Source organism: Burkholderia metallica (genome assembly GCF_902832845.1).
Taxonomy (GTDB): Bacteria; Pseudomonadota; Gammaproteobacteria; order Burkholderiales; family Burkholderiaceae; genus Burkholderia; species Burkholderia metallica.
This window is the reverse complement of sequence record NZ_CADFDB010000002.1, coordinates 399,149-417,060: the sequence shown is the minus strand read 5'-3', so window position 1 is coordinate 417,060 and position 17,912 is coordinate 399,149. Positions and strand designations below refer to the sequence as shown.

The window sequence follows — 17,912 nt, the reverse complement described above, 5'->3', positions numbered from 1 at the left end:
TGCCGGATCGATGCGACGCGACAAACGGAATCTACGCACGCTATGCATGAGCGGAACGCATCCACGAGGTGACCGGTCGGTCGCATTCGACCAGTCGTCTAGTTCACGATGTGGTGCGCTCATGCGCGGGCGTCATGCAATGCGTTCGGAAAATTCGTTTGTCCGAAGCATCGACTCACAGAAGAATTGCAACCCGGCAGCGCGCCAGCGTCGCCGCGTCATCGTGCCGGGCAGGGTCCGGCCCAAGGAGAGCGTTTTGTCCGTCACCTCATCGCTTGTCGCCCGCCAGAAACCGGTTGCAGACATGAAGAGCCGTCCGAGCGGCGTCGTCTTCTCGCTGAAGCTGGCGGTCTACGTCGCGCTCATCGCGCACGGGATGCTGTTCGCGCTGTCGACGTATGTGATCCTGAAGATCTTCGGTATCCTGCTGATCGATGCGATGTATGCGCACGGCGTCGAGCTGCAGCATCAGGCGCTGCACTACCAGGGGTTCCGGAGCAAGCGGCTGAACATCGTGTTCGGCGTGCTGCTCGGCATGCCGATGCTCGTGTCGTTCCATGCATACCAGGACAGCCACCTGCGCCATCACCGGCTGCTCGGCACGCCCGAGAACAAGGAGTTCTTCGACTACGGCGACCAGTACGGCGCGAGCCCGGTCGTCAATCTCGGCCTGTGGGCGTGGCGGCTGTCGATGGCCGCGCACTATCTCCAGTTCGCGAAGAACGTCGCGAAACTCGTCGTGCCGGGGGCGCGCTTCGGCGACAACCCGCTCGTGTCGCGTGCGATCCGCCGCGATCACCTGCTGATGGTCGCGGCGATCGCGCTGCTGGCCGGCGTGTCGGTCGCGCTGCACACGTGGTTCGCCGTGTGGGTGTGGGTCGTGCCGCTCGTGTTCGTGGCCGCGCCCGTGCATGCGCTGGTCGAGATGCCCGAGCACTACCGCTGCGACCTGACGAGCACCGACCCGTTCCGTAACACGCGGACGATCGAGAGCAACGCATTCATGACGTGGTTCACGAACGGCAACAACTATCACGTCGAGCATCACATGATGCCGAACCTGCCGATCGAGCGGCTGCACGACCTGCACGGCGCGATCGCGCCGCGCATCCGCTATTACCACCGCACGTACCGGCAGTTCTATTCCGCGCTGCTGCGCGGCCGGCTGTCGCCGCGCACGGTGGACGACGACGCGGACGACCGTGTGCCCGACGCCGAAGCGGCGGCGCCGGCGTCTACGCAATCGGCATGACCGCGACGTGCGCGAACGCCCTTGAACGACGGTGACGACGATGCTCTATCCGGAATTATTCAGATCGCTGGAAGCGGTGCGCTGGGACATGGAGAAGGACATTCCGTGGGACAGGTTCGACGCCGCGCGGCTCACCGACGAGCAGGCCGAGACGATCAGGATGAACGCGATCACCGAGTGGTCGGCGTTGCCCGCGACGGAGATGTTCCTGCGCGACAACCGGCACGACAGCGATTTCTCCGCGTTCATGAGCGTGTGGTTCTTCGAAGAGCAGAAGCATTCGCTCGTGCTGATGGAATACCTGCGCCGCTTCAAGCCGGAAATGGTGCCGACCGAAGCGGAACTGCACGCGGTGCGCTTCGAGTTCGACCCGGCGCCGCCGCTCGAAACGCTGATGCTGCACTTCTGCGGCGAAATCCGCCTGAACCACTGGTACCGCTGCGCGGCCGACTGGCACACCGAGCCGGTCATCAAGCAGATCTACGAAACGATCTCGCGCGATGAAGCGCGCCATGGCGGCGCATACCTGCGCTATATGAAGAAGGCATTGAACGACTGCGGCGACGTCGCGCGTGCGGCGTTCGCGAAGATCGGCGTGCTGATGGCGTCGGCGCGCCGCACCGAGAAGCCGCTGCACCCGACCAACCTGCACGTGAACCAGGCGCTGTTCCCGCGCGACACCGTGCAGTCGCGCCTGCCCGATCCGGAGTGGCTCGAGCGCTGGCTCGACGAGCAGATCCGCTTCGACGGCGAGTGGGAAAAGAAGGTCGTCGAACGCATCCTGCACAACCTGTCGATCCTGTTCGAGCGCACGTTCGCGACCGCGCAGGAATTGAATCGCTACCGCCGCGAGGTGACCGCGCGATCCCAGTGCGTGGCGGACGGCGTAATGGACAGCGCATAGTTGATATGCGTGCTGTCCAGCAATGAAGGAACCGATTCCAGATGCATGCATTCAGGTCGCCGATACGGTCGACCGAATAAGCATTGCCGGAAACAATTGATTCGTCAATTTACGGGAATTGCACGATGCAATTCAATTTCATGCGTTTAGTATATTTTCATAAACATGAGTTTACGGATTTGAATTGCAATGCGCGAGTGCGTTGGCGCGTGGTTTCTTTTCGCAATCCGGGAAGTTAAAATATTTGTCGGGGAATTGAAATTGTATTGTAGGTATCGTCGAATAGCGCCGTTACAACGTCGAAACAGCCGTCGCAGCGTCGATTTGCGCCCGAAATCCTCTGTTTTAACGCGCCGTTGTCGATCATCGTCGCGATCATTCACGCCACGCATTTATTTACAAAATCACAACTTCATAATGCCAATGTAAGCATATCGTGCCGATGAAAATCGATAGATAAATACAAGTGTCACGATTGAAAATAAGAATGATCCGCATCCATGCTTCAATATAAAATCGTTTCCGAATCCAAATAGGAGAGACGATTCAGGGAGACGAGCGGCGATTTGCCTGGTGGGTGCAACTTTGAGGCGGCGGTATGGCTAATGTGAGATTGGCAAAGCGATTGAGAAGTATGCCTTCGCTGGATTTCCTGAGAGGCTTCGAATGCGCGGCGCGTCATTTGAGCTTTACGCGTGCCGGGCAGGAACTGAACGTCACGCAATCCGCCGTGAGTCGGCAAGTCAAGGCGCTCGAGGAGCAGCTCCGGATCGAGCTCTTTCATCGGCACATTCGTTCGCTGACGCTGACCGACAAGGGGCGTGAGCTGTACGACGCGATCTCGTTCGCGCTGTCCGACCTGGAATCGGTGATCGGCAAGCTGTCGTCGAGCGTGGGCCAGCGTTCGATCTCGTTGTCGACCACGGTCTCGTTCGCGGCGCTGTGGCTGATTCCGCGCCTCGGCTCGTTCCGCGCGAGCTATCCCGACATCGACGTGCGCGTGTCGGCCACCAGCGAAATTGAAGATCTTAAACGCAAACGTTTGCACCTGGCCGTGCGATATGCAGGGCCGTATACGTCGACGGACGATACCGACGTATTGTTTCGCGAACGTGTCGTGGCGGTGTGCAGCCCGAGCCTGCTGGCGGCGACGGGCGACGCCGCGTCGATGAAGCCGGCGGATCTCGACAAGCACGTGCTGCTGCATCTCGACGATCCGCGCGGCGAGTGGCCGTGGCACGGCTGGAGCCATCTGCTGAAGGAACTCGGCGTGCCGCGCCTGCGGCCCGCCGGCGCGCTGCATTTCAGCCAGTACGACCAGCTGGTGCAGGCGGCGGTCGACGGCCACGGCATCGCGATCGGGCGGCGGCCGCTGGTCGACGGGCTGCTGAAGCAGGGCCGGCTCGTCGAGCTGTTCCCGCACTGCACGGTCGCATCGGGCAGCTACGTGCTCGTGCAGAACCCGGATGCGTGCAACGAGTTCGATATCGCGGTGCTGACCAACTGGCTGCTCGAACAGGCGGATCATCCGCTCGCGTCGGGCCAGGAAGCGGCGGGCAGCAACGTGCTGCCGATGTTGCGCGTCGGGTAGCACGGGCGCGCCGTCGCGGCGAAGGTGTCGCGCCCGCCGATGAGTACCGGCATCACACCCGTTCGCTGACCGGCGTGAACTTGCGGTTCCGCCCGCGTGCGTCGTCGGCGCTGCCGCGAACGAGGCTCAGCGCTTCCGCGCGGCTCGCCACGCACGGCGCGGAGCCGGGCAGCGGCTGGCGTGCGGTCTCGCGCAGCGCGAGCACCGACACGATGCCGATGAACGATGCGCCCATCAGGTAGTACGCGGGCATCATCAGGTCGCCGGTGCGATCGACGAGCCATGCGGTGACGAGCGGCGTCGTGCCGCCGAACAGCGACACCGACACGTTGAAGCCGATCGCGAGCGCGCCGTAGCGGATTCGCGTGGGGAACAGCGCGGGCAGCGCCGACGGCATCACGCCGGTGAACGTCGACAGCAGGACGCCGTAGATCAGCATCCCGCCGAACACCGGCAGCATGCCGCCGGTGCGGATCAGCATCAGCGCCGGCACCGCGAGCACGAGCAGGCCCACGCAGCCGGCCATCATCACAGGCTTGCGGCCGACCTGGTCCGACAGGTGCCCGGCATAGAGCGTCATCGGCATCATCAGCACCATCACGAGCAGCACGAGGAACAGGCCGTGCGATTCGCGAAAGTGCAGCGTCGCCGACAGGTAGCTCGGCAGATACGACAGCGCCATGTAGTCGGTCACGTTGAAGATCAGCACGAGGCCGACGCATTGCAGCAGCGGCTTCCACTGTTCGGCGAGCAGCGTCGCGAAGCGCTGCTTCGGCCGCGTGCGTTCGTCCGCTTCGCGTGCTTCGGCTTCCTTCTTGAAGGCTGGCGTTTCCTCCAGTTTGAGCCGCACGTAGAGGCCGACGAGACCGAGCGGGCCGGCGATGAAGAACGGTACGCGCCAGCCCCACGACAGCAGCGCTTCCTGCGACAGCGTGGCCGTCAACAGCGCGACCGTGGCCGCGCCGAGCGTATAGCCGATCAGCGTGCCGAACTCGAGGAAGCTGCCCATGAAGCCGCGGCGCCTGTCGGTTGCGAATTCGGCGATGAAGGTGGCTGCGCCGCCGTATTCGCCGCCGGTCGAGAAGCCCTGCACGAGCCGCGCGACGAGCAGCAGTACCGGCGCCATGATGCCGATCGACGCGTAGCTCGGGATCAGGCCGATCGCGAACGTGCCGGCGGCCATCATGATCATCGTGGCGGCGAGCACGCGCTGGCGGCCGATGCGGTCGCCGAGCGGGCCGAACACCATGCCGCCGAGCGGGCGCACGAGGAACGCGGCCGCGAACGTGCCGAAGGTGGCGAGCAGCTGCGCGGACGGGCTGCTGGACGGGAAGAACACCTTGCCGAGCGTGACGGCGATATAGCTGTACACGCCGAAGTCGAACCATTCCATCGCGTTGCCGAACGCCATTGCGCCGACCGCGCGCTTGAGGACGGCGGGGTCGACGATCGTGATGTCGTCCAGCTTGACGGACTGGCGCGAAGACCGGGCTTTCGCGGGGTGCGCTTGCGACGGGCTCAATGAACTCTCCTGGAATGGCCTGGGCAGCCGGCCGGGCGCGAATGCGAAAGGGCGGTCGCGCCGGGGGCGGCGAAGGCGGATGTCTCGGATGCGTCGATGCCGGTGGCGTGACGCGCGCGGCGGACGACACCGGTCAGGTATGTGGTGCGAACCAGTTTAGAGAATCGGGGACGAGCGGCTATCGGTCATGCGCCTGGAACCCGGTGGTAAACGACACGCGCGGGAGCGGCGCCGATTGCGCGCCGTCGACGGTCAATTTGCCGCGCGCCTGCGTCATCGGCAACCGGTGGTGATTCGACCGTCCGGCAATACGAAAGCCGGCTTGATCGAAAAGGAAATCCGCGAACGCGCCGGCGCGCGCCGCGGAATCCGCCGAAATCTGCCGGGCAGCCGAGACATCCGACCGTCAGCCGATTGTCGGTAACATGCCGGGATCAATGGTCGGCCGATGCCGTCGTGGCGGGCGCCGCGTCGCGATGGGCGATCGCATAGAGCTGGCGATTGCGCGCGATCTGCGACGCCGACGGCGGATAGTCGTTCCGGTTCCACGGCAGCAGGCCGTCGGCTTCGGCATCGATCAGTTGCTGGCGGACTTCGGCGCGCGTGAGCGGCGCCTGCGTGGACTGGGCAAACGCCTGCGTGCCGAACGGCAGGCTCAAAGCGGCAAGAACGAAAGCAGCGACGAGTTTCATGGCGACTCCTTGGCGGTTGAACGAATGGGCGAGCGAGAGCAGGCCCACGCTTCGAATTCTGGCCGCCGCGGCAGTCGCCACCCTGACCCGCCGATTACAGTTTCGTAATCGGGCCGCGCCGCGCCCGCGCGGGCGGTTCGGCCGCGCGGTTTGCCGGTAACATCGGCCCATGTCACCACCGAATGCGACGGAGTCGATCATGCGCATCCTGATAGTCGAAGACGAACCGAAGACCGGCGCTTACCTGAAGAAAGGGCTGGAGGAGTCCGGCTTCAGCGTCGATCTCGCGAAGGACGGCGGCGAGGGGCTGACGCTCGCGCAGGAAGAAAGCTACGACGTGATCGTGCTCGACGTGATGCTGCCCGTGCTCGACGGCTGGAGCGTGCTCAAGCGGTTGCGCGACACGCGCGAGACGCCCGTGCTGTTCCTGACCGCGCGCGACGACGTGCAGGATCGCGTGCACGGGCTCGAACTCGGCGCCGACGACTACCTCGTGAAACCGTTCGCGTTCGTCGAACTGCTCGCGCGCATCCGCACGCTCGCGCGCCGCGGGCCGCCGCGCGAGACCGAGCGCATCGCGGTGGGCGACCTGGAGATCGATGTCGTGCGCCGCCGCGTGAAGCGCGGCACGGTGCGGATCGACCTGACGCCGCGCGAATTCTCGCTGCTGCAGTTGCTCGCGCGCCGGCAGGGCGAGGTGCTGAGCCGCACGCAGATCGCGTCGTACGTGTGGGACATGAATTTCGACAGCGATACCAACGTCGTCGAGGTCGCGATTCGCCGGCTGCGCGCGAAGATCGACGACGCATACCCCGTCAAGCTGATCCATACGGTGCGCGGCGTCGGCTACGTGCTCGAACCGAAAGGCGACGCATGACGCTCGGCCGCTCGCTCGGCGCGACGCTCGCGCTCGCGTTCGGCGCGATCACGCTCGCCGTGTTCGCGCTGGTCGGCGCCTACGTGTACACGGGCCTCGAACGGCAGGTGAGCACGCAGGACGACCTCGACATCGTGCTCGCCGCGCGGCATACGCGCCGGCTCGCCGGAGAACTCGACTCGCTCGATGCCGTGCGTGCGCACGCGGACCGGCTCACGAGCCAGGTGCTCGGCAACGAGGCGCTGTCGCTGGCGGTGGTCGATGCGCAGGGCAACGTGCTCGCGCGCCACAACGTCGAGCGCACCGAGTTCGACGATCCGCCGGACACGGCCGCCGGTGCGTCGTCGCCCGCGCCGCGCACGTTACCCGATGCCGAACTGTTCCCGCCGCACGCGACGCCGGTGCCCGCGAACCAGCGGATTACCGCCGACCGGATCGCGACGTGGACCGCCGACGGCGGCACGCCCGTGCGCGGCGTCGTCGCCGATGCCGCATTGCGCGACCGCACGACGATCCGGATCGCGATCGCGCGCAACATGAGCGATCGCGCCGAACTGCTCGACGGCTACCGCGACAAGCTGAAGATCGCCGGCGGCCTGGGCGCGCTGTTCGCGATGCTGCTCAGCTACTGGCTGATCCGAAAGTCGCTCGCGCCGCTGCGGGAGATCGTCGCGAACACGGGCCGGATCACCGTCGACAAGCTCGATACGCGGCTCGACGCATCGCGCGCGCCGCGCGAGCTGACGGCGCTGGTCGATGCGCAGAACGCGATGCTCGGCCGCCTGCAGCAGGCGTTCGGGCACCTGTCGCAATTCAGCGCGGATCTCGCGCACGACCTGCGCACGCCGCTGAACAACATGCGCGGCGCGACCGAGGTCGCGTTGGCGCGGCCGCGTTCGGCCGACGAATATCAGGCGCTGCTCGAATCGAACCTCGAGGAATACGACCGCCTCGCGCGAATGATCGAGAACGTGCTGTTTCTCGCCCGCGCCGAGCATCCCGGTTTTGTCACGCGGCAGCGCGCATTCGACGTGCACGTCGAACTGGAACGCATCGCCGGCTATTTCGAAGGGCTGGCCGACGAAGCCGGTTCGACGGTGTGCGTCGACGGGCACGGCCGGCTGACCGCCGATCTCGAACTGTTTCGCCGCGCGGTCAGCAACCTGCTCGCGAACGCGCTGCGCTACACGCCGGCGGGCGGCGTCATTGCGCTGCGGGTCGACGAAACGGCGGACGCGGTGTGCGTGGTCGTATCGAACCCGGGCGAACCGATCGATCCCGCGCTGCTGCCGCGCATCTTCGACCGCTTCGTGCGCGGCGACCCCGCGCGCAGCGGCGGTGTGCCGGGCGGCACGGCCGGGCTGGGCCTCGCGATCGTGCGTTCGGTGATGGAACTGCACGGCGGCACCGCGCGCGTCGAAAGCGATGCGGGCGGCACGCGATTCATCCTGACCTTCGTCAAGACGCCGACGGCGTAGCGGCCGTGTGCCCGACGGCGGCGATGTCGGCGCCTGTGTGCCAGCCGCCGCCCAATGCCGTCAGCAACCCGACCGCGGCCTCCATCCGGCGTGCGGCGATCTGGTCGGCCAGGCGCCGGTTCGTCAGCGCGATCGTCTGCGCGGTCACGACATCGAGATAGCTGACCGCGCCCGCGTTGAAGCGGTTGGTCGTCAGCCGCAGCGACAGGTCGGCCGCGTCGGTCGCGCGCTGCTGGCTGCGGGCTTCCGACGCGAGCGCATCGAGCGCGGACAGCCGGTCCTCGACCTGCTGGAACGCGACGAGCACCGTTTGCCGATAGTCGGCGACCACGCCGTCGTATTGCGCATGCGCGCCGCGCAGCGACGCGCTGCGGCGGCCGCCGTCGAACAGCGTGCCGGCGAGCTGCGAACCGAGCGACCAGAACAGGCTCGGCGCGGTGAGCCACGGCGCGAAGAACCCGCTTTCGAGCCCGGCGCTCGCCGACAGCACGAGGTCCGGAAAGAACGCGGCGCGCGCCTCGCCGATCTGCGCGTTCGCGGCCGCGACGCGGCGCTCGGCCGCCGCGATGTCGGGCCGCCGTTCGAGCAGTTGCGACGGCACGCCGGCCGGAATCGTCGGCACCTCGAACGATTGCACGCGCGGCGGCAGCGCGAACGTCGACGCGCTTTCGCCGACCAGTGTCGCGATCGCGTGCTGGAGCTGCGCGCGCGACGCGTCGATGTCGGTGTCCTGCGTGCGCGTGGATTCGAGTTGCGTCTCGGCCTGCGCGACGGCCGACGCGTCGATCGCGCCGGCGGCGAGCTGCCGTTTCAGCAGCGTCAGCGCGTCCGCGTATGCACGCACCGTATCGTCGAGCAACTGCTTTTGCGTATCGAGCGAGCGCAGCGCGAAATAATCGGTCGCGAGTTCGGCCGTGACCGACAGCTTCACGGCCTGCAGGTCGGCGGCGCTCGCGTCGGCGTTCGCCTGCGCGCCCGCCACCGCGTCGCGCACGCGGCCGAACACGTCGGGTTCCCAGCTCGCGGCCACGCCGGCCTGATAGTCGGGGGTCGTCTTGCCGGCGAGCGACGAGCCGAGCTTGTTCTGCGACAGGCGCGCGCGGCTCTGCGCGACGCCGGCCGTGACGGTCGGCAGGAACCCCGCATGCTGGTAGTCGACCATCGCGCGCGCCTGCTGGAGATCGGCGACGGCCTTCTTCACGGTCTGGTTCGAGATGTCGACGCGGGCTTCGAGCGCGTTCAGGCCGACATCGCCGAAGACGGTCCACCATGGGCCGCGCGGCGCGGCATCGGCCGGCGCCGCGACGTTCCAGCCGGGTTGGGCGGCGGAGCCAGCCGCCGGTATGCCCGATGCCGGTACGCCCGATGCCGGTACGCCCGATGCCGGTACGCCCGATGCCGGCACACCCGCATAGTGCGCAGGCACCGCGACGGTGGGCGGCGAATAAGGCGGCAGCGTCGAGCACGCGGACAACGCGGCCACGGCGGCGGCGACGCCGAGCACGACGACGCGGCGGGTGAACGGAAGCGGACGAAGGAAGCGCATGGTGGATATCTCGCGGGTTTTCATGGGCACATCAGCCTCGGGCGTGCGTGGAAGCCGTCGTCGGCATCGAAGCCGGCGCGGCGACCGCGGCGGGCGTCGACGCTGCCGCACCGGGTGCCGGGCCCGTGCGGACCGCCGGCGCGATCGACACGATCTTCACGATCTCGCCGGCGGCAATCGAGTCGCCCGGGTTGTCGATCACGCGATCGCTCGCGGCGAGCCCCGACACGATCTCGACGCGCGTGCCGAAATCGCGCCCGATCTGCACGGTCTTCAGCGCGGTAGTGCCGTTCGCGGCGACGGTCGCGACCGTCACGCCGTTCGGCCGGAACAGCAGCGCGCTGACCGGCAGCTCGAACGCCGGGGCCGCGCTCGGCACGAGCAGGTGCGCCCGCGCATACGCGCCGGGCATCAGCGCGCCGTCGCCGTTGTCGACGTCGATCTCGACGCGCAGCGTGCGCGTGACCGGATCGATCGCGCCCGCGCTGCGCGCGACGCGCGCGGCGAAGCGCCGCCCCGGATACTGCTGCGTGGTCAGGTAGACCGACGTGCCCGTCGTCACGCCGGCCGCGCTGTCCTGCGGCACGTCGACGAACACGCGCAGCGTCCCAGTCTGTTCGAGATGGAACAGCTCGCCGGACAGGCCCGGGCTGCCCGGCGTGCCGCCCGCGGTGACGAGCGTGCCGACGTCGACGTTGCGCGCGGTGATCACGCCGTCGAACGGCGCCGCGACCGCTTCGTACGACACCAGCTCGGTCAGGTGCGCGACGTTCGCCTGCGCGGAGGCCAGCATCGCGCGCTTCGCGTTCATGTCCGCGACCTTCGTGTCGGTGTCCTGCTGCGACACCGATTGCGTCTTCAGCATGTCCTGCCAGCGCTGCGCGGTCGATTTTGCGTAGTCGTAGTTCGCCTGCGCGGTCGCGGCGTCGGCGCGCGCCTGCCGCAACTGCGCGTCGAGGTCGGGCGCGGTGATCCGCGCGAGCGTCTGTCCGGCCTTCACGTGCGCGCCGATGTCGGCGCTCCAGTGCGCGATATAGCCGCTCGTGCGCGCATAGATCGACGCCTCGGCATAGGGCATCACCGCGCCCGGCAGCGTCAGCGTCTGGTCGGTGGGCGCCGCGCCCGGCAGGATCACCGAGACCGGCAGCGCCTGCTGCGCGGCCACCTGTACGCGTTGCGCGGCGCGCGCGTCGATGCGCGGCACGATGCCGGCGGCCAGCAGCGCGGCGGCCGCCGCGATCGCGACGAGTGCAACGTTCAGTGTGCGCCCGCGCCGGGACGGCGAAGGTTCGGGCGCCGTGGCGCGCGCGGTGGGCGTTGCCGTGTGCGCTTCGGCGGCCGGCGGCGGGGCGAGAGGGTCGGTCGTGTCGTTCATGATGGATTCGGGGTCGGGCGAGTCGAAGGAAGTCCAGGGGTAGCCGCGCTCAGCGCAACGCCGGTGCGTCCTGCGCGCGGCGCGCGGTGGCCGCGTCGCGGCGCCGGTCGAGCCACGCATGGACGAAGCCGAACACGACGGGCACGAACAGCAGCGTCGACAGCGTGCCGAACGCCAGCCCGCCGATCACCGCGCGGCCGAGCGGCGCGTTCTGTTCGCCGCCGTCGCCGAGGCCGAGCGCCATCGGCAGCATGCCGATCAGCATCGCGAGCGCGGTCATCACGACCGGGCGGAAGCGGCCGAACCCCGCGTCGAGCGCGGCCTGCCACGGCGGCGCGCCGCCCGCGATCAGCTCGCGCGCCGCGTTGACGACCAGGATGCTGTTCGCGGTCGCGATGCCGATGCACAGGATCGTGCCGGTCAGCGCGGGCACCGACAGCGTCGTGCGCGTGACGAACAGCATCCACGCGATGCCGGCGAGCGACGCGGGCAGGCCGCCGACGATCACGAGCGGATCGAGCCACGACTGGAAGTTGACGACCATCAGCAGGTAGACGAGGGCGATCGCGAGCGCGAGGCCGCCGAGCAGCCCGGCAAACGACTCGTGCATCGCCTGCACCTGGCCGCGCAGCACGATCGACGAACCGGGCGGCAACTGCGCGCGCGCATCGTCGACGAGCTTCGTCACGTCGACCGTGACGCCGCCGAGATCGCGCCCCTGCACCGACGCGAAGATGTCCAGCACCGGCTGCACGTTGTAGTGCGAGACGACCGCCTGCTGCGTCGCGCGCGAGAAGCTGCCGAGCGTGCCGAGCAGGTTCTGCACGGGCGCGCCGGCGGCCGGGCCGCCGGCCGGCGTTTGCGGCGAACGCGCGGCGCCGGTCGGCAGCGGTACGTTCGCGAGCGCCTGCAGCGAATCGACCGTGTACTGCGGCGCCTGCACCACCAGCGGATAGCTGACACCGTTGCGCGGATCGAGCCAGAAGTTCGGCGTCGTCTGCGAGCTGCCGGACAGCGCGATCAGCAGGTTCTGCGCGACGTCGCGCTGCGCGAGGCCGGCCTGGATCGCCTTCGTGCGGTCCACGTTCACATTGATCGCCGGTTCGTCGCCGGGCTGCTGGATGCGCGCGTCGACGAGGCCGCGCACGCCGCGCAGCTTCGCGAGCAGCGCGTTCGCGACGGCGCGGTTCTGGTCGAGCTTGTTGCCGACGATCTGGATGTCGATCGGCGCCGGCAGCCCGAAATTGAGGATCTGGCTGACGATGTCGGCCGGCAGGAACGCGAACGTCACGCCGGGAAACGACTGCGCGAGCAGGTTGCGCAGCTTCGCGACGTAGGCGGCGGTCGGTGCATGGTTCGGCTTCAGCGTGATCATCACGTCGGCGTCCTCGGTGCCGATCGGGTCGGACGAGTCGTACGTGAGGTTGATCCCGCTCACCGGCACGCCGATGTTGTCGAGCACGCTCGCGATGTCGTGCGCGGGAATCACGTCATGAATGCGCGCTTCCACTTCGTCGGTCAGGCGCGCGGTTTCCTCGATCCGCGTGCCGGTCGGCGCGCGCAGATGCAGGCGGATCTCGCCCGTGTCGACCGACGGGAAGAAGTCCTGGCCGGCGAACGCGAACAGTGCGGTCGATGCAGCGCACGCGAGCAGGAAGGCGGCCGCGAAACGGCGGCGGCGCGCGATTGCCGCCGCGAGTAGCGCGCGATAGCGCAGCCGGACCGCCTCGAAGCGATGTTCGAAGCCGGCCTGTAAACGCGCGATCCGGGCGAACACGCCGCGCGGCGGCCGGCCGTGCCCCTTCGCGCGCATCAGCACCATCGCGAGCGTCGGCACCAGCGTGCGCGAGAAGAAATACGACGCGACCATCGCGAAGATCACCGCCTCGGCCATCGGCACGAACAGGTAGCGTGCGACGCCCGTCAGCAGGAACATCGGCACGAACACGATGCAGATCGACAGCGTCGACACGAAGGTCGGCACCGCGATCTCGCCCGCGCCGGTCAGGATCGCGTCTTCGAGCGGCGCGCCGCGTTCGAGGTGATGCGTGATGTTCTCGATCGCGACGGTGGCGTCGTCGACGAGAATCCCGACCGCGAGCGCGAGGCCGCCGAGCGTCATGATGTTGATCGTCTGGCCGAGCGCGGCCAGCGCGAGCAGCGACGTGAGCACCGCGAGCGGAATCGACACCGCGATGATCAGCGTCGCGCGCCAGCTGCCGAGGAACAGCAGGATCATCAGCGCGGTGAGGCACGCGGCGATCAGCGCCTCGCGCACGACGCCCTGGATCGCCGCCTTCACGAACACCGACTGATCGCCGAGCGCCGAGATGTGCAGCGCCTTCGGCAGCCCGGCCGCGATCTTCGGCAGCATCGCCTTGACCTGGTCGATGATCGCCAACGTCGATGCGCTGCCGGTCTTCTCGACGGTCAGCAGCGCCGCGCGCTTGCCGTCGGCGCGCACGATGTTGGTCTGCGGCGCGTAGCCGTCGCGAACGTGCGCGACGTCGCGCACATAGACGACGCTGCCGCCGATCGTCTTCACCGGCAGGTCGTTCAGCGCGGCGACCGTTCGCGTGCTGCCGTTCATCTGCACGTCGTACTCGCGCGTGCCGATCTTTGCAGTGCCGCCGGGCAGGATCAGGTTCTGCGCGTTGATCGCGTTCACGACGTCGATCGGCGCGAGCCCCTTCGCCTGCAGCGCGCGCGTATCGAGGTCGACGACGATCTGGCGGATCTTGCCGCCGAACGGCAGCGGCACGGCCGCGCCCTGCACGGTCGCGAGCTGTGTGCGGATGAAGCTGTTGCCGAGGTCGTAGAGCTGCTGCTCGGCGAGCGTGTCGCTCGACAGCCCGAGCTGCAGGATCGGCACCGTCGACGCGTTGTACGTGATGATGTTCGGCGGCAGCGTGCCGGGCGGCAGGATCCGCAGGATCGACGTGGAGTTGCTCGCGGCTTCCGCGATCGCGCGGTTGATGTCCGCGCCGGGGTGGAAGAAGATCTTCACGACCGACACGCCGTTCAGCGACTGCGATTCGATGTGCTCAATGTCGTCGACGTCGGACGTGAGCGCGCGTTCGTAGTTCGACGTGATGCGCTTGGCCATGTCCTCGGCGGAGAAGCCGTTGTACGACCAGACGATGCTGACGACCGGGATGTCGATGTTCGGAAAGATGTCGGTCGGCGTGCGCAGCAGCGCGAGCGGCCCCGCGATGAAGATCAGCAGCGCGAGCACGACGAACGTATAGGGCCGGCGCAACGCCAGCCGGACGATCCACATGATGTTTTCCTCGAAGCAGGGCACGGGCGCCGCATTCGATGCGACGAGCGTGCAGTCTGACGATGCCGCGTTGACCCGACCCTGACCCGAAGATTACGAAGCTGTTATCCGCGCGCCGCGCCGCGGATTTCGAAATTGTCATCCGGCAGTCAGCGTCGCGCCGGCCGCGATCGCCAGAATGAATGCGTCAGGCGGCGAAACCGTATCCGAGGTCCCGCCGGCGACGCATCGACGATGCGTCCTCATCGAACCGTTTTCGGGAGTTTCATCATGAATCGCAGACTGATCGCAGCCGCCGCGCTGCTCGCACTCGTCATCGGCACGCCGGTCGCCGCTTTCGCACAGACGTCGTCGTCGGGCCTGACGCGCGCCGACGTGATCGCCGAACTGGTCCAGGCGCAGCGCGACGGCACCGTGCCCACGTCGAACTGGGACTATCCGCCGAGCACGCAGACGATCGCGCGCAATCGCGAGCTTTATGCGATCGCGCACGGCGAGCCGGCCACCGCGACCGCGAGCGCGTCGACGCCGGTGTCGGCCGTCAACGCGCATTGACGCGGGAGCCGGGCGATGAAGCTCCTTTCCCGACTGGCGATCGCCGCGCTGCTCGCGGCGGCGGTCGCGCCGGCATTTGCGCGCGGCATGCCGCAACTGCCCGATGACGACGGCGGGCGAGCCAGCGTGCTGCGCGAATTGAACCCGACACGGGTGGACGGCGATGCGCGCACGCGCGCCGCCGGCGTCGTTTCGAATCGGGGCGTCGACACCGACAGGCACGCGATGGCGTGCCGAAAGTGAGCGTCGCCGGGTATCGCGGACTGGGCATACTGCCGCGGTTCGGGACGGTCGCGCGCACGCAAGCCGACGGTCAACGGGCGGGTGGCGAGCGATACCGGTTGCGCCGACGCCGACGCTGTTCGCTCGCTCACCCAGCCTTGCGGCGGCTCGCCGACGCGAGCAACGCCACGAACGCCGCTTCGTCCACGCGCAGCCCGCGCGGCGTGCGCATCACCGCGAGCGACGCCAGCATGCCCGCTTCGAACGCGTCGAGCACCGCCGGATGAATGTAGCAGCGCCGGCACACGGCCGGCGTGTTGCGCAGCAGGTCGGCCACCGCGCGCACGGTCTCGACGATCTGCTTGCGCGCGTGCGTGACGCCGCGATGCGGCGCGCGCCGCAGCAACGCGAGCGCATGCACGCTGCCGGCCCACGTCCGGTAATCCTTCGCGGTGAAATCGGTGCCGCTTGCCGCGCGCAGGTAGTCGTTCACGTCGGACGAGCCGACTGCGTGGCGCGCGCCGTCGTCGACATACTGGAACAGCTCGTGGCCGGGCAGCTCGGCGCAGCGCCGTACGATCCGCGCGACCCGGGCGTCGTCGACCGTCACGTCGTGCTCGATGCCGCTCTTGCCGGTGAAGCGCAGGCGCACCTGGCCGGCTCGGAGCTTCAGGTGACGCTTGCGCAGCGTGGTCAATCCGTACGACGCGTTGTCGCGCGCGTATTCCGCATTGCCGATCCGGGCGAGCGTCGTGTCGAGCAGGCGGACGATCGTCGCGACGATCTTGTCGCGCGGCATGCCCGGCAACGCGAGATCGCGCGCGACGCGGGCGCGGATACGCGGCAGCGCGCGTGCGAAGGCCGCCATCCGCGCGTACTTGTTCGCGTCGCGCGTCGCCCGCCACTGCGGGTGGTAGCGGTACTGCTTGCGCCCGCGCGCGTCGCGGCCCGTCGCCTGCAGGTGGCCGAGCGGATCCATGCAGATCCACACGTCGGTATAGGCGGGCGGGATCGCGAGCGCGTTGATCCGGGCGATTTCGTCGGCGTCGCGGATCCGTGAACCGTCCTGCCGGTAGTACGCGAAGCCGTTGCGCAGGCGGCGGCGCGTGTAGCCGGGGCGGCTATCGTCGACGTGGCGCAGCGCCGCAGCCGCCTGCGGGCCGGGCTGGCCCGCCCGGGTCCGGGGCGGCGCGGCGGTAGACGCGTGTTTTTTCATGCTGCAGTGCGACGTTCGGCCAAGGGGGATGTGCGCAGCGATCTGCGCTCGCGTGCGGCGGGCATCGTCGTTCTCCTTTTTTGCGGGCGGGCCGCTTCGATTCGCGAGCGGTTGTGTCGTGCGCGAGCAAGATTCGTGCGCCGGCGACATAAGCGGTTGCCCGACGCCGCAACCCCCCGCCCCACGGGCTTCCCCCAGTGTTTAGGTGTTTATACGTATGCCGAATCCGATATCGCCTCAATCCAATATTTCATTAGAAGGTTATCGGACTTGTTTCTAGACTGATGCGGGGTCTACAGACCGGTCCGGCGCGAAGCCCGCGGCCGGTGCACAGCCCCGACCCGCGTCCGCGCCACGCAGAAACACAACAGCGCCGCGGCAGACAACGACATCATCGGAGACGGACCATGACATTCATCAGGAAGCTCGCGGCCGGCACGCTCGTCGCCGCGGCGACGGTGCTGGCAGGCGGCGCGCACGCGCAGCAGAAGCCGATCACGCTCGGGTTCTCGCAGGTCGGCGCGGAAAGCGCGTGGCGCACCGCGAACACCGTGTCGGTGAAAAGCGCGGCCAAGGACGCCGGCATCAACCTGAAATTCTCGGATGCGCAGCAGAAGCAGGAAAACCAGATCCGCGCGATCCGCTCGTTCATTGCGCAGAAGGTCGACGTGATCGCGTTCTCGCCGGTCGTCGAATCGGGCTGGGAGCCGGTGCTGACCGAAGCGAAGGCCGCGCACATCCCGGTGATCCTGACCGACCGCGCGGTCGACGTGAAGGACCCGTCGCTGTACGTGACGATGATCGGCTCCGACTTCCTCGAGGAAGGGCGGCGCGCGGGCCACTGGATGGAAGAGCGTTACAAGAACGACCCGGGCCCGATCAACATCGTCGAGCTGCAGGGCACGGTCGGTTCCGCGCCGGCCAACGATCGCCGCGCGGGCCTGCTCGAAGTGATCAAGAGCAATCCTAAATTCAAGGTGATCGCGTCGCAGAGCGGCGACTTCACGCTGGCCGGCGGCAAGCAGGTGATGGAAGCGTTCGCGAAGACCTACGGCAAGCAGATCAACGTCGTCTATGCACACAACGACGACATGGCGCTCGGCGCGATCCAGGCGATGGAGGAAGCGGGGATCAAGCCCGGCAAGGACGTGAGCGTCGTGTCGTTCGACGCGACGAAGGGCGGCTTCCAGGCGATGGTCGCCGGCAAGATCAACGTCGACGTCGAATGCAGCCCGCTGCTCGGCCCGCAGCTGATGAGCGCGGTGAAGGACGTCGTCGCGGGCAAGCCGCTGCCCAAGCGCATCGTGACGAACGAGACCGTGTTCCCGATGAACGTCGCGGCGCAGGTGCTGCCGACCCGGAAGTACTGACCTGTTCGCCTGGACGGCGGCGCGGCAGCCGC

At 67.9% G+C, this 17,912-nt stretch carries 15 protein-coding genes; 9 read left to right on the top strand and 6 right to left on the bottom strand.

The genetic code is table 11. The features are described from left to right. Nucleotides 1–304 precede the first annotated feature (304 nt). The 3 genes from HWX08_RS09190 to HWX08_RS09180 all read left to right on the top strand — a co-directional run bounded on the left by HWX08_RS09190 (nt 305) and on the right by HWX08_RS09180 (nt 3,747). A complete protein-coding gene (locus HWX08_RS09190; protein ID WP_174920462.1) occupies nt 305–1,252 on the top strand; it encodes a fatty acid desaturase family protein in 948 nt (315 codons plus the stop codon). A gap of 31 nt (nt 1,253–1,283) precedes the next feature. Continuing rightward, nucleotides 1,284–2,156: a ferritin family protein gene (locus HWX08_RS09185; protein WP_174920461.1), complete on the top strand. Its 873-nt coding sequence runs from the start codon at nt 1,284–1,286 to the stop codon at nt 2,154–2,156. A 598-nt stretch (nt 2,157–2,754) separates the two neighbouring features. Next, nucleotides 2,755–3,747 (top strand): LysR substrate-binding domain-containing protein, encoded by a 993-nt coding sequence (locus HWX08_RS09180; RefSeq protein WP_069258600.1) that lies wholly within the window; start codon nt 2,755–2,757, stop codon nt 3,745–3,747. Between the two features lie 52 nt (nt 3,748–3,799). On the opposite strand, the gene proP is transcribed toward HWX08_RS09180, so the two are convergent. Further along, nucleotides 3,800–5,269: a glycine betaine/L-proline transporter ProP gene (gene proP, locus HWX08_RS09175; protein WP_174920460.1), complete on the bottom strand. Its 1,470-nt coding sequence runs from the start codon at nt 5,267–5,269 to the stop codon at nt 3,800–3,802. Nucleotides 5,270–5,456: 187 nt separating this feature from the next. On the opposite strand from proP, the gene HWX08_RS09170 reads away from it, so the two are divergent. Next, nucleotides 5,457–5,693, top strand: coding sequence for a hypothetical protein (locus tag HWX08_RS09170; protein WP_174920459.1), 237 nt, complete (start codon nt 5,457–5,459; stop codon nt 5,691–5,693). A 10-nt stretch (nt 5,694–5,703) separates the two neighbouring features. Here HWX08_RS09170 and HWX08_RS34760 read toward each other — a convergent pair whose 3' ends face one another. After that, a complete protein-coding gene (locus HWX08_RS34760; RefSeq protein WP_107312129.1) occupies nt 5,704–5,961 on the bottom strand; it encodes a DUF4148 domain-containing protein in 258 nt (85 codons plus the stop codon). A gap of 199 nt (nt 5,962–6,160) precedes the next feature. Here HWX08_RS34760 and HWX08_RS09160 point away from each other — a divergent pair, with 199 nt between their 5' ends. After that, the gene (locus tag HWX08_RS09160; protein WP_174920458.1) at nt 6,161–6,838 is read left to right on the top strand and encodes a heavy metal response regulator transcription factor; all 678 of its coding nucleotides are present in this window, start codon (nt 6,161–6,163) and stop codon (nt 6,836–6,838) included. Next, the gene (locus HWX08_RS09155; RefSeq protein ID WP_174920457.1) at nt 6,835–8,316 is read left to right on the top strand and encodes a heavy metal sensor histidine kinase; all 1,482 of its coding nucleotides are present in this window, start codon (nt 6,835–6,837) and stop codon (nt 8,314–8,316) included. Before HWX08_RS09160 ends, HWX08_RS09155 begins: the two co-directional genes overlap by 4 nt. On the opposite strand, the gene HWX08_RS09150 is transcribed toward HWX08_RS09155, so the two are convergent. From HWX08_RS09150 to HWX08_RS09140, 3 genes are read right to left on the bottom strand one after another with little or no spacing between them, the layout of a single operon-like run. After that, nucleotides 8,297–9,862, bottom strand: a complete 1,566-nt coding sequence (locus HWX08_RS09150) for an efflux transporter outer membrane subunit (RefSeq protein ID WP_174920456.1) — start codon at nt 9,860–9,862, stop codon at nt 8,297–8,299. The genes HWX08_RS09155 and HWX08_RS09150 overlap by 20 nt on opposite strands. Before the next feature lie 31 nt (nt 9,863–9,893). Next, entirely contained in the window at nt 9,894–11,237 is a 1,344-nt protein-coding gene (locus tag HWX08_RS09145) for an efflux RND transporter periplasmic adaptor subunit (protein WP_174920455.1), read from the bottom strand. Between the two features lie 49 nt (nt 11,238–11,286). Beyond that, complete coding sequence (locus HWX08_RS09140; protein WP_174920454.1) at nt 11,287–14,517, bottom strand: efflux RND transporter permease subunit; 3,231 nt, start codon at nt 14,515–14,517, stop codon at nt 11,287–11,289. 270 nt (nt 14,518–14,787) lie between these two features. Between HWX08_RS09140 and HWX08_RS09135 the strand changes: the two genes are divergently transcribed. Both HWX08_RS09135 and HWX08_RS09130 read left to right on the top strand, forming a co-directional pair. Further along, a complete protein-coding gene (locus HWX08_RS09135) occupies nt 14,788–15,072 on the top strand; it encodes a DUF4148 domain-containing protein (protein WP_174920453.1) in 285 nt (94 codons plus the stop codon). 15 nt (nt 15,073–15,087) lie between these two features. Beyond that, the gene (locus HWX08_RS09130) at nt 15,088–15,315 is read left to right on the top strand and encodes a hypothetical protein (RefSeq protein WP_174920452.1); all 228 of its coding nucleotides are present in this window, start codon (nt 15,088–15,090) and stop codon (nt 15,313–15,315) included. 127 nt (nt 15,316–15,442) lie between these two features. On the opposite strand, the gene HWX08_RS09125 is transcribed toward HWX08_RS09130, so the two are convergent. After that, nucleotides 15,443–16,510: a DNA topoisomerase IB gene (locus HWX08_RS09125; protein ID WP_244122700.1), complete on the bottom strand. Its 1,068-nt coding sequence runs from the start codon at nt 16,508–16,510 to the stop codon at nt 15,443–15,445. A 407-nt stretch (nt 16,511–16,917) separates the two neighbouring features. Here HWX08_RS09125 and HWX08_RS09120 point away from each other — a divergent pair, with 407 nt between their 5' ends. Further along, a complete protein-coding gene (locus tag HWX08_RS09120; protein WP_069258598.1) occupies nt 16,918–17,880 on the top strand; it encodes an ABC transporter substrate-binding protein in 963 nt (320 codons plus the stop codon). The last annotated feature ends 32 nt before the right edge of the window (nt 17,881–17,912 follow it).